General features: G+C 40.2%; 7 protein-coding genes. All 7 read left to right on the top strand.

Annotated features, from left to right (window positions below; translation table 11 throughout):
* Positions 1 to 218: 218 nt before the first annotated feature.
* The gene (metK, locus tag VYM24_RS05830; RefSeq protein WP_007211495.1) at positions 219 to 1,511 is read left to right on the top strand and encodes a methionine adenosyltransferase; all 1,293 of its coding nucleotides are present in this window, start codon (positions 219 to 221) and stop codon (positions 1,509 to 1,511) included.
* 875 nt (positions 1,512 to 2,386) lie between these two features.
* Positions 2,387 to 4,027: a tetratricopeptide repeat protein gene (locus VYM24_RS05835; protein WP_330941729.1), complete on the top strand. Its 1,641-nt coding sequence runs from the start codon at positions 2,387 to 2,389 to the stop codon at positions 4,025 to 4,027.
* Positions 4,028 to 4,146: 119 nt separating this feature from the next.
* Positions 4,147 to 4,536, top strand: coding sequence for a DUF3244 domain-containing protein (locus VYM24_RS05840; RefSeq protein ID WP_291549934.1), 390 nt, complete (start codon positions 4,147 to 4,149; stop codon positions 4,534 to 4,536).
* A 12-nt stretch (positions 4,537 to 4,548) separates the two neighbouring features.
* Positions 4,549 to 5,010: a T9SS type A sorting domain-containing protein gene (locus VYM24_RS05845; RefSeq protein ID WP_224321245.1), complete on the top strand. Its 462-nt coding sequence runs from the start codon at positions 4,549 to 4,551 to the stop codon at positions 5,008 to 5,010.
* 249 nt (positions 5,011 to 5,259) lie between these two features.
* Positions 5,260 to 11,898, top strand: coding sequence for an FG-GAP-like repeat-containing protein (locus VYM24_RS05850; RefSeq protein WP_330941730.1), 6,639 nt, complete (start codon positions 5,260 to 5,262; stop codon positions 11,896 to 11,898).
* The gene (locus VYM24_RS05855; RefSeq protein WP_044262902.1) at positions 11,861 to 12,514 is read left to right on the top strand and encodes a hypothetical protein; all 654 of its coding nucleotides are present in this window, start codon (positions 11,861 to 11,863) and stop codon (positions 12,512 to 12,514) included. The genes VYM24_RS05850 and VYM24_RS05855 overlap by 38 nt, the downstream gene beginning before the upstream one ends.
* 10 nt (positions 12,515 to 12,524) lie before the next feature.
* Positions 12,525 to 13,151 carry a polymorphic toxin type 23 domain-containing protein gene (locus VYM24_RS05860; protein ID WP_044262903.1) on the top strand — a complete coding sequence of 209 codons (627 nt, stop codon included), beginning with the start codon at positions 12,525 to 12,527 and terminating at the stop codon, positions 13,149 to 13,151.
* Positions 13,152 to 13,163: the final 12 nt, after the last annotated feature.

Below are 13,163 nucleotides of genomic sequence, written 5' to 3' on the forward strand. Positions count from 1 at the left end.
GTTAATGCTTTCCTGTTTATATGCTATTTCATAAGAAAACCTTTATCTTTGCACCCGAAAATGAAATGTGGAAAGATTTGAGTAGCTTGCAACCACAGAAAAAAATGCTAAAACACATCCTTTTCTGACGATGCTCCGAGCATCGGGATATGCATGTCTACTCACCATCAGATCCCCCGCTTTTCATTCTTTAATTATTCATTCTTTAATTTAGAAGTATGGGATATTTATTCACATCCGAATCGGTGTCAGAAGGACACCCCGACAAAGTGGCCGATCAAATATCGGACGCTGTGCTTGACAAACTGTTGGCTTACGACCCCAGTTCGAAAGTAGCTTGCGAAACTCTGGTAACTACCGGACAGGTGGTACTGGCTGGAGAAGTGAAAACCAAAGCGTACGTTGATCTGCAACTCATTGCGCGCGAAGTAATTCAGAAAATCGGCTATACCAAAGGCGAGTACATGTTCGAAAGTAACTCGTGCGGCGTATTGTCCGCCATTCATGAGCAAAGCCCCGACATTAACCGTGGTGTGGAACGTCAGGACCCTATGGAACAGGGGGCAGGCGACCAAGGCATGATGTTCGGTTATGCTACTAACGAAACAGAAAACTATATGCCTCTTTCGCTCGACCTGGCACATCGCATCTTGCAAGTGCTGGCCGACATCCGTCGCGAAGGTAAAGAGATGACTTATCTCCGTCCGGACGCCAAGAGTCAGGTAACTATTGAATATGATGATAACGGTACGCCTGTCCGCATCGATACAATTGTAGTTTCTACCCAGCATGATGATTTCATCCAGCCTGCCGACGACAGCGAAGCCGCCCAGCTGAAAGCGGATGAAGAAATGCTTGCCACTATCCGTCAGGATGTCATCAATATCCTGATGCCACGTGTCATTGCTTCTATTCATGCAGAGAAAGTACTTGCATTGTTCAATGACCATATCACCTATCACGTTAATCCTACCGGAAAGTTCGTTATCGGCGGACCTCACGGAGATACCGGTCTGACGGGACGTAAGATTATCGTGGATACCTACGGTGGTAAAGGTGCTCACGGTGGTGGCGCTTTCTCCGGTAAGGACCCCAGTAAGGTAGACCGTAGTGCCGCTTATGCAGCCCGTCATATTGCCAAGAACCTGGTGGCAGCCGGTGTAGCTGACGAAATGCTGGTACAGGTGTCTTATGCTATAGGTGTGGCTCGTCCCATTAATATCTATGTCAATACTTATGGCCGCGGCCATGTAAACATGAGCGATGGTGAGATTGCGAAGAAGATAGATGAACTTTTTGATCTTCGCCCGAAGGCTATTGAAGATCGCCTGAAGCTTCGTAATCCGATTTATCAGGAGACTGCTGCTTACGGACATCTGGGACGTGAACCGCAGATTGTTACCAAGCACTTCAAGTCTCGTTACGAAGGTAACAAAGATGTGGAGGTGGAACTTTTCACTTGGGAGAAACTGGATTACGTGGACAAGGTGAAAGCCGCTTTCGGTCTGTAATCTTTCTCTGGTTTTGTAATCAGCGTAGCTTTACAAGCTATTTATATAGAAGCCGCCCTGTTTCCTTTCGTATTGCGAAAGGAGGGGGCGGCTTCTTATTGATTCTATGATAGTAAAAATTGATTGGCGGGCATCAGCCGGATATGTTTTCCGTCTTCTTCAAAAGAATCGGTCTGATTAGTTGTTACAATAATACCTTCCGACAGATTGAATGCTTTCATAGTTTATTGGCAAATGATTTCATTTGTTGCCGGCAAACGAATCTTTTCCTTTGGTTGTTTTTAGGGGGGGGCAAAATGCTTGTGGAGTGAAATGATAAATTGATTTTTATTTATTGATATCTTAATCAAATTGATGCTATTTCTTTGTTTTATGTGATTATGCCCATTTGTCAATCTTGCATTATAGGATATCCTGTGAATAAATAAGGAATGTAAATTCGTTATTTCTGCATATTCTTGCGTGTTTTAGGGCTTCTTATGCAGAAAAGGGTTACTACTTACGGGTGAAAGGGTTACTACTTATAGGTGATATCATTACTACTTACGGTCAAAAGGGTTACTACTTACTAGTAATACACTTATTTGTATTGGCTATTTCTCTTATATTTGTGTTTTTAGGGTGGTGTTTTACTCTAAAAGAAGTGTAAGTATTTCGATATATTATTAATAATCTGTGGCTTGCTGAATTTCGTTTGTCTCTTTTTACCTCCATGGTCAGTTATTCGGGAATAATGCATTCTCAGGCAATTGGAAATACAAAGTGTCAAAATGATAGTGTGATACTAATTATGTTTCAACTGCTTACTTTCTAACTGGCTTTTTCCATGATTTGTTGCTATCTTTGCAGTATTGAAACGAGAAGTCTAATATAGCATGAAAAAACTGTTACCCGCTTTCCTATTCTTTATATCATTTACTATGCTGCTAGGGGCATGCGGAAGAGATTCTCATGCTGTCAGCTCTATTCTGTTATTGGCTGATTCGTTGATGCAATCGCGTCCTGACAGTTCGCTGCAATTATTGGAGGAGGTTTCTGCACCGCAGAAGATGGGGAAAACAGACAGGGCATGGTATGCCTTGCTGCTTACGCAGGCGAAGTATAAGAATTATGTGTCGCTGGAGAATGATTCTTTGATACAGGTAGCTGTGGATTATTTTGAAAAGAACAGTGATAGAGAGCGATTGGCAAAATCTTATTTTTATACCGGATGTGTGTATCGGGAGCAAGAAGACATATCTACTGCCATAAATTTATATTTGAAGTCATTGAGGACTATGCCGCAAGGAGGTGACTCGGTATTTTTGTCTATGGTATATAACGATTTGGGAGATTGCTATACAGACCAAAATATGGAAGAGACAGCAAGAAACATGTATAAGCAGGCTTATGCTATAAATGTGAGTAATCATGATACTTTACGTGCATTTCACAATCTGAATGGTATTGGTGGTACTTTTTTGCTTGAACTTCAACTTGACAGTGCATTAAATTATTATCAACAGGCACTGGAAATGGCACTTTCACTGGATTATCCGGTGTTGTTGGGCGCCATATATAAGAATTTATCCGGAGTTTATAATGAGCAGGGAGAGTATGGACAGGCCAATGATTGTATTTCAAGAGCCATGCCTTATTTGTTAGATATAGAAAGCTTAACCTCTGCCTATTCTTTGAAAGGTGATATTTTGTATAATCTGGGTAAGAAAGACTCAGCCTTTTATTATTGGAATTTAGGAAAGGAATCTTCTGATATATATACAAAGACCTCAAATTATTATAGTATATATCAAGCCAATAAAGAGCTTTCTAATTGGAAAGATGCGATTTTAAATGTTGATTCTTTCATCGTTTATTATGATTCGATTCAGAGAATGAATGACCGTGCGGAGATTAACGAGTTAATGGATAAACATTTATTGGAATTGCATAAGTATAAACTCTCTGTTGAACATAGAAGAACAATGAATCTCCTGATTATATTATCCTTATTTATTGTTTTAGTATTAAGCCTTATATTGATGTGGAGGGATAGATGCAGGAAGAACAGATATATCGTTTTACAGAAACAACTGATGGAGAATCGTGCGGAAATATTGTTACATGGAAAAGATATCTGTGAAGAAGGAAATAGCAAGTTGCATGAATTGAAAGAGTTAAGGATTGATATTTGCATTTCTTTATTTAGATCAACTGAGGGGGGTAGGAAATTGACAGAATTAATGAAAGCAAAACCAAAAGAGCGTATTAGTATTATTCATAACCACAGGGTGTTGATTCTTGATGATATTAGAAGCGCATTTGCAGATATCATGAAGGATTTGAATGCTTGTTGTTCTTCTTTGACTATGAATGATTTGTTATATTGCGTATTAATCATACTTCATTGTCCAAAAGAAATTGTTATGGACGTAATGAATACTACTGCCGACGCAATAAAAACACGGAAAAATAGAATTAAGAATAAAATGGATAAGGGACTTTTTGAGAAAGTATTTATGTCTGATAATGTGTGATTTATATATTGTCTGTTACATACTTGGATTTCTCTGTTACCATTGTTACCACGTAATATTTTGTTGTTAGATGAAAGTTGTGTTTATTCGAGGCATCAAATAATTAAATCTTATACTACATGAAAACAACATTTTTACTTTCGCTCTTATTCGCTTTGTTCTCTCTAAATATTTATGCAGAACAAATGGTATCTATCAAACAGATTAATTTAAAAAAATCTCTTAAGGGAAAGGGAGCGCAACAGCCCGGAACACGTTCTTTAGAACCATTGAATGTCTTTGCCTATTTTAATCCTGATAATACTGCTTTGACTATTAATTTAGATTGCGTATATACTGAAGTAACGGTTTTGGTAAAAAGTATTTTGACAGGTGAAACTATTCAGTCTGAATTGTACTTTACTCCGACCAATATATTTGTGAATATGTCCGAAGTGGAGAATGGAAAATACTTATTAGAAATTTCTTTCGGAGAAACCTTGTTATCAGGAGAATTCAGTATCGAATAAACATTACGCATTATGAAAAAGGATAAACGGATATCTAAACGGGTAGCGCTTATATTTCTGCTATCTGTAGTTTTATCTATGTGGGCAGGTCTGGATATTTGTGCGCAGCGTATCAAATATACCTACGACAATGCCGGAAACCGGTTGACTCGCCAAAAGGAGATTGTCGTACAGACAAGGGGTGCTTTGAGTGATGAAGAGGAGCCATCGGTATACGAAGAAGAGCTTTCGGAAACTAAAGTAACTATTTATCCCAACCCTACCCGTGGTATGCTCAAAGTTGATATCTCAGGAGTTGAAAAGTTTGAGAATGCTCGAATATCCCTCTATGATCTTACCGGAAAGTTGTTGCAGCAGTGGGCGGGTATATCCCAATCCAATGAAATTGATTTATCCGAACGGACTCCGGGAATGTATATCATGCAGGTTGCCTACAATGGCAAGATTAGCAGTTGGAAGATAATTAAAGAATAAGATAACCTTAAAACACACTTCTCCATGAAAACACATTTATTATTCATATTTTCCTTTTTATTATTTCCACTTATTGCCCATGCGCAACAGGGAAATACTAGATCATATCCAATTGAAGTTGGCACTTATAATTCTGAGTTTGATTATTCAGATTCACAAAACACGGAAGATTTTACAAACAATTATACGGGGCGACCTTCCAATGATGTTTTTTATAAATTTACTATAAGTACTAGGATGAAGGTCATCATGAAGCATTGCGAATCAGAGCTTTCTGATACCTATTTGAGCCTTTTGGATGCTTCCGGAAAATTAATTGACTATAACGATGATGCTGACTTTTCCATAGGCTGTGGCGGTGGTGCTGGAGAGGCTTATTTATCAAAGATACTGGATGCCGGCACATACTACGTCGTGGCAGAAGGATATGAAGAGAACGGAGTTATTACTACTCAAATAACTGGGATGTTTTTATCTTCAGAAGGGGATAGTCAGCAGAATGCTATTGACGCCGGTACTTACAACAAGAGTTTTGACTATTCTGATATACAGAATATGAATCTTTTTTCTAATCAGTATGCAGCCGGAGAACAAGAGGATGTTTTTTATAAGTTCACATTAACCCGTAAAATGATTGTAACAATAACTCATTGCGGATCAATGGTCTATGAAACTTGCGCCTATCTGTTGAATGCCGCGGGAGGTGTCATTGCTTCCAATGATTATTATTCAGATGATGGTCACTGTTCTTCATCCTCTCATGCTTTTATACAGAGAACCTTAGAACCGGGCACCTATTATATAGTATCGGAAGGATATGATACAGCGGAACTTATTACTACCAATATTACCGGATATGCCTCGGAAGACTTTGATTATCCGGACATTCCCATCACATATAGTGCGGAACAGGAAGCCGTTGGCTCTCTTGGTGGAACTTTTGATGTATCGGCTACCGGAGCAGCTACGTATTCAATTCCTATTAAAATTCCGCAAGGTGTAGGAGGTATGCAACCTACGCTTGCTATCATTTATAATAGTCAGGCAGGAAATGGAATGTTGGGTTGGGGATGTAATTTGTCGGGAATGTCAGTTATAACTCGCGGTCCGAAGGATATGTATCATGACGGTACAGCCAAGGCATTGACTTTTTCCGCCGATGAGGCTTATTATCTGGACGGTAAACGCTTGATTTATTCTTCTGGCACTATAGGGCAAGAGGGAGCCGTATATTATTTGGAATCCGATCCTTTTACTAAAGTGATTGTTCATGGCACATACACTGCTTCTACAGCTAATACATGGTTTGAAGTGCAATCTTCTACCGGGCAGATATGCTATTATGGAAATACAACCGGTGCTCGACAAAGCTACACAGCTGGTAATTCTCCCAGAATCTATGCATGGTATCTGGATTACGTGGAAGATCCGTTGGGTAATTACATGAATTATACCTATAATAAGTGGAGTTACTGCATGTATCCCAACACTATAATGTATGGAAATAATAAGAATGGGAGTACCGGTTTACAGAATACGGTTACTTTCAGTTATGAAACTCGCTCCAATGATCCACAGCTATTTGTTATTGAAGGCGTAAAAGGAACCATGGATCGTAGGCTGAAAACCATTACAAGCAAAACGGGAAATTCGGTTTACCGTGTTTATGACTTGCAATACAATACCACCGGTGATGCTTCCGGTACTAAATATTCACGTCTGACAAGTGTTACGGAGAGGAATGGTGCCGGCGATGTTATGCAACCGGTTAAGCTAAATTGGTCTTATTTGCCTTCCCTATATAGTATTCCTGTTTCTCCTCAAGTGAATGCTGCTTCTGTTTATCCGGCTGTCGCATTTTCTGAACAGCAATTTATTGCTGGTGATTTCAATGGAGATGGTTTGACGGATATGATGGGAATCTCTCCTGTAAAGATACCGACAGGTACGAATTCTTGGACCTATGATACTTACGCTTATATATATTGGGCCTCATTGGATTCTTCCGGAAATGTCCGATTTGTTGACGGAACGAATTATCGTCTTGGAGCAAGTTTTCAATTGTCTGACATGCAAGAATACAAAGCGGGATCGTCCGTCATCGATTTTGATGGAGACGGTCTGAATGAATTTGTAGTACCACATGTAAGCATCAATGATCATTGGAAGCAAATAGCTTTTTATGTTTATGGAAACACGGTTCAGGGGGCTTTCGGATACAACTTGCAGCACAGTAGTGAAATGCCCGCCTATGCTACCGGTGATTTTAATAATGACGGAAAAGGAGATATCGTTTTCATAGAAAAGGGACACAGTGGCAACAAGTATCCGGGCGAGATTATTGGACATAATTCCGGAACATCTTTATACCGCACGGCATTTAGCCTTACCTTGCCTTCTAATCCCGATAAGGTATTCGTATCTGACCTTAACGGTAACGGGCTGGAAGATATGATGATAATTTATAATGGAGGCTATACCATTTTTTGGAATCAGGGTAATGGAATTACGGGAACTACTTTTTCGGATGCCAAGAAGACTACAGGAACCAATGTCTCTAAGGTGTGGATGATTCGTTCCGGTGATTTTAATGGTGATGGCTTAATGGATATACTAATGAACAGTACCGGTGAAAGTAGTTGGTATTTTGCCTTGAATAATGGCAATGGAACTTTTACTAAGTCGCAGGCATGCACATTAGGGCTTTACGATCAGAGCTTCACTTCAAAAGATGATTCAAGGTTTGATTGCCTTATATATGATTTCGATCTTGACGGGAAATCGGATGTGGTGATAACCAAGGCCATGTATGATAAGAAGAGCGCTATATTTCAAGGTTCTTGGGGTGAGTTCAATAAAACTTATACCTATTGGATGCATTCTACAGGAAGTGCGCTTACCATAGTGCGTTCGGCGACTTCTAACAGAGATGAAGATGCTCTTTCATCCCGCTATCTGGTGGGTGACTTCAACGGTGACGGTCAGATGGAACTGATGAATTATGGTTACAATTGTTATAATAGTAGTAATTCAAACAGAGACCCTGTATGGCGATTATACCCTAATAGTAGTTACAATACAGACAAAGGTAAGGTAACTTCTGTTACCGGTGGCTATGGCAGTGTGACGAATATTACTTATGCCTCCCTTGTCAATGGCGGTATCTATACCAAAGGTACGGGTAGCAGTTATCCTGTTGCCGATTATACTTTGCCTTTGCATGTAGTAAAGAAAGTAAATTCGGATAATGGTGCGGCAGGCAGAACAATGACAACTAACTATCGGTACAGTGGCCTTAAAATGCATTTGCAAGGAAAAGGGCTGTTGGGAATGTCTTCCATGATAGCTGAGAATATGACGTTGGGGACAGTTTCTGAATCTGGTGTAAAAGCATGGAATACTTCCTTCTATATACCATCTGCTACCTATACTAAAAATACCATAGACGGCAGTACGGCTGAAACTAACTCTACGCTGGTTATTGTGGATAAAGGCTCCAGGAAATACTTTGCTTACCCTTCATCTACTACAGAGAAGGATTTGGATGGCAATATGGTTACTACCACTCGTCAGTTCAATACTACCTACGGTTACATGACCCAGGAAAAGGCGGACTATGGCAATAATATGTATCGCACTGTTCAATATGGCGACTATATCCTTGCCGGAAAAACCTATCAGCCCCAGCTGATCACAAAGGTACAGAAGCATACGGACGACTCGTCGACTTTCACGCAGAAGACTGAAATCACGTATAATACCTCTAAAGGATATAAGACGAAGACTGTTGAAAATTATGGTTCCTCTTTACCCTTTACCACCGAATTCACCTACGATACTTGGGGAAACGTGAAGACGGAGAAAATCAGCGGCTCTGGAGTTTCCGCCCTTACCAGCAACTATGATTATGATGCAACGAAACGTTTTATCGCTAAAACTTCTACTAATCCGTCGTCATCCATTATTGCTTATACATATGATACTTGGGGAAATGTCCTGACGGAAACAGACGAAAGTGATACTTCCAATAAGTTAACAACTAGGCATACGTTTGATGGATGGGGGAACAGACTGTCTACTCTTTTTCCCGACGGTACTAAGAGAAGTTATCTGAGTGGTTGGAATGTCAATTCAAGTAAACGATTCTTTACGCTTGCCCAAGCTACGGGAGAGCCCTGGGTAAAAACTTGGTACGACAATCAGGGGCGTGAGGTATTGGTAGAAACAATCGGTCCCAAAAGTATGTCCATTAAAGAGGCTACGACTTATAACAACAAAGGGCTGGTCACTCAGAAAAAGACAGAAACTGGCAATCTTACCACAACGGAGAACTATACGTATGATGCTCGTGGGCGAGTGCTGACCCAAACAAGCAGTGCAGGGAGATCCGTTTCTTACGCTTATGGGAACCGTACAGTATCGAGCACCACAAACGGGAAAACTTATACCCAAGTTTATGATCCCTGGGGTGGAGTGAAATCCGTGACCGATCCGGTTTCCAGCATTGCCTATACTTATAAGTCATTGGGAAAACCTCAAAAGATAGTCACAGGTGGAGCTACTTTCACTATGACCTATTATGACACGGGCAAGCAAAAGACGCTGACCGATCCCAATGCAGGTACCATAACCTATACGTATGACGCTGCCGGACGATTGAAAACTCAGGTTGACGGGAAAGGTAAAACCACGACAAATACCTATGATGTGTTGGGGCGTATGACCTCTTCCGTGGCGGATGGTGTAACTACTACCTATACCTATGGAACGTCCGGCAACAACTTGCTGCGTCTGACAAAGGAACAGACGGGTAATAATTACACGACTTACACGTATGATAATTACGGTCGTACGAGGACTGAGACACGTCAAATAGAAGGAACAGGTGCTTTGGCATTTACTTACTCTTATAACTCACAGGGGCAACTGAGTAATATTGCCTATCCTGGATCTTTGACCGTCAGTCGCAACTATGACGCTTATGGTAATCTGCGACAGGTGCTGGCAGGTACGCAAAATATCTGGGAACTCACGGGAACTACCGGAACTGTCACTACTACCAAACTTGGTGGTACATTGATTTCTACCGAAACCCGTAATTCGCAAGGCTTACTTAGTAACCTGAAGACGATGAAAGGTACTACGTCGCTGCATAATATGAACTATGTGTTTGATGGTGCTACAGGCAATCTTACTTCGCGTACGGGTATGATTGGGCAAACGGAAACCTTCACTTATGACAGCGCAGATCGTTTGACTGTTGTGAAGCAAGGTAGTTCTACAGTCATGAATATGGGTTATCATGCCAATGGCAATATTGTTTCTAAAACAGGCTTGGGTTCATACAGTTATGACAAACCTCATGCGGTAAGTACCGTTGACAATACCGGCGGCCTGATTTCCGAGAATAACCAGACCATTGCGTATACTGCATTTGATAAAGTTTCCTCCATCAGTGAAACGGTCGGTTCGAACAATTACCTGTTGAACATCACGTATGGTCCTGATCGCCAACGTTGGAAATCTACGTTGAAGACGAACAATGCGGTTGCACGTACGACTGTATATGCGGGCGATTATGAGATGGTCACCGAAGGCGGTGTAACGAAACAATTATATTATCTTGGTGGCAATAACGGTTTGGTAGCGGTATATGTGAAACAATCCGGGCAGCCTGATAAGATTTATTATGCCCACAAAGACCATTTGGGCAGTGTTGTGAAGTTGACTGATAATGCAGGTACTGAGGTTTTCAAGGCTTCATACGATGTTTGGGGCAGACGTACGGTAGCTAATAACACCTTCAAGTTCCACCGTGGCTATACGGGACATGAACATCTGGATGAGTTCAAGCTGATAGACATGAACGGCCGTATGTATGATCCGTTACTGGCTCGTTTCTTGAGTCCTGATCCGTTTGTTCAGATGCCTGATTTCTCACAAAATTTCAATAGATATACTTATTGCTTAAATAATCCGTTAATATATACGGATCCGGATGGAGAGTTCTGGCATCTATTTATTGGTGCAGTTATTGGAGGAGCAATAAACTGGGTTGCCAATGGTGCGGATTTAAGCTGGGAAGGATTATCTTATTTTGCTACCGGTGCAGTTTCCGGTGCATTGACTGCCGCTTTCCCCGGTGCCGCTATTGGTATTACCGCCGGTACCGGTGCCGCAAACTCTGCGATTGGTCAAGGTTTTAACAATGGGTGGAAGAATATCAACCTGCAACAAGTTGCGTTTGATGGCATAATGGCTGGTACGATGGCTTATGTTGGCGGTGAGATTGCCGGTCGGTTTGTCGGTCCTATCGAGAAACTTACCCAAAACATAAAATCTCCAATGCTTCAGAATCTAATTACTCATGAAGTTTCCGGTTTGCCTTTCGGTACTTTGATGGGTGGTGTGATGGCTGAAGTTGATGATGATCCCAATACTTCCTTTCTTGATGGGATGTGGAGTGGTGCCAAGATGAGCTTTATGACAAGCGGATTATCAGCGGTTGGAGCTGCAGCAAACTATTCGCTGGACCATAAAGTGGATATTTGGACAGGTATTTCTGATCAAAGTAAGCAAATACAGCAAACAGCAGCGCAATTAGGTTTGCGTAGTGCACAACAAAGTGTAAAGCAGGATATAGTAGATATGTACTATGAACAGATGAAAAATGGTACTTTTAGTGATAAATCTGGTGCTGCGGGATTTTATCATGAAGGAGTGCGAACCATTACAGATGGTAACCATCGGATGAATGCTGCTATCAGATATTATTTATCAACTGGCAATGACAAATTTGTTAATTCATTACTGAATAACGGAAATTTCACTATTAATAATCCTAAGAATTATGGTTATAGATCATACAGCTTCCCAATCGCCAGATAATTATTATTTTAAAATATATAATCTGGGAAATATAAGTTCATTTACAGCGTTTGCAGGTAGATTTTATGTATGTTTCTCTGCAATACCGAATTTTGGGAAAATTATATCTTCCCAAAACAAGAAGTGCACTTTTCCTCTAAATATCTTTTGCAAGAAGTATACTGATCCTTTTATGGACGAAGCAAGGATAGAAGAAAAAGTAGAGATCTATTTTGAGAATTTTAGAATATTCAGGCATATAAGACTTTCTAATTTATTGAAGAAGTATGGCTTTTCTACTAATGAAATCAATCTTTTATTTGAAGAACTTAATTTGGATGATAAAATATATGCAGATAATATCATACATATAAGAATAAAAGCCGCGATATTGATAGATATATTATTTAAGAAAAATGATCTAATCCTCTTTCATACTGCAGGACTTTCATATCCTTCGAGTAAGGTTATTTACCAGAGGATTTATAAGCGTCTACAGGAGCATCCGGAGAAATCTGCTATTGTGTTCGAGTATGGAGAGAAAATTAAACAAATAGTTTTTAAAGAAGTGTCCGTGGATAATATAAGTAATTATGAAGGATGGATGGCAGAGGTTGTAAAGAAATTATTAGATTAAAAAATAGTTCATGGAGACTTTAGCATTGGTGTCAGTGTTGGAGTGTGGAGTGGGTGATAATCATTGGGGGTGGAATGCTTCTGCAACCTATAATGGCGTTGGAGTCGGATATGGTTTGACTTATTATGGGAAGACTCAAGGTCCGGACGGAAAATCGAACGCACAAAGAGTTGCTAATATAACGGCATATTGGAAAGGTGGTTCTTTTGCGTTGCAAAATGATATGAAATCTTTAGGAGGAGATGGAGATAGATGGAGGACGAATGCGTTTGAACTGAGTGTTGGAGATTTTTTATTTGGGTCTTATATCTATACAAATGATGGGTTGGATGCAAGTAATGAAGAGCAAGATAAAAATGCACGTAGTCCAATATGGGGTAAAAATAGAAATGAAGGTTATAGCACTTGGAAAAATGGACAGGTTTTCTCGGCTCCTGTATGGATTGGATATAGAAGAGGAAATCAAATTACGCGCGTTGGTTATAGCCATAAAGTGTTCCAGGATTTACAGCAGAATGGAATTCATGGGCGAACCGGTTTTGGAAATCAGAATTTTTATCTGAATTATGAAAACTTTAAAGCGGGCGGATATTTCTATTCGGGCTATTATAATCCTTTGAGTTTATGGGGAAAATAAAAATGTATTCAA

This window comes from Bacteroides sp. MSB163 (assembly GCF_036416795.1).
GTDB lineage: Bacteria > Bacteroidota > Bacteroidia > Bacteroidales > Bacteroidaceae > Bacteroides > Bacteroides maternus.